The organism is Paenibacillus forsythiae T98 (genome assembly GCF_000520735.1).
In the GTDB taxonomy this organism is placed as follows: Bacteria; Bacillota; Bacilli; order Paenibacillales; family Paenibacillaceae; genus Paenibacillus_AQ; species Paenibacillus_AQ forsythiae.
Map to the genome: position 1 here is coordinate 1 of NZ_ASSC01000291.1, position 375 is coordinate 375.

At 55.5% G+C, this 375-nt stretch carries 1 protein-coding gene; it reads right to left on the reverse strand.

Annotated features, from left to right (window positions below; genetic code table 11):
* The coding region (locus tag L692_RS28280; RefSeq protein ID WP_036722996.1) for an ATP-binding cassette domain-containing protein at positions 1 to 375 on the reverse strand (375 nt) is incomplete at both ends.

Consider the following 375-nt stretch of genomic DNA (forward strand, 5'->3'; position numbering starts at 1 on the left):
GGGCGTTGTTGCCCCATTCGATCAGCCGCTTGATGCTTTCCTGCATTTTTTTAATTTTTTTCTGCTGCTCCTGGTAATCGGCGAACTGTTGCAGCAGCCTGGCCTCTTTCTCAGCCTGGTAGCCAGTGTAATCCGTATGATAGGCAACGGCCTCGCCGTCTTCGATCTCCACAATCTTCGCAATGACCGCGTCCAGAAAATAACGGTCGTGAGAAATGACGAGGACTGTGCCGTCATAGTCTCTCAGGAACTGCTCCAGCCATTCGATGGCGGCCATATCCAGATGGTTCGTCGGCTCATCAAGCAGCAGCACATCCGGACGGAGCAGCAGCAGCGCCGCTAGCCCTACCTTCGTCTTCTCCCCGCCGGAGAGGG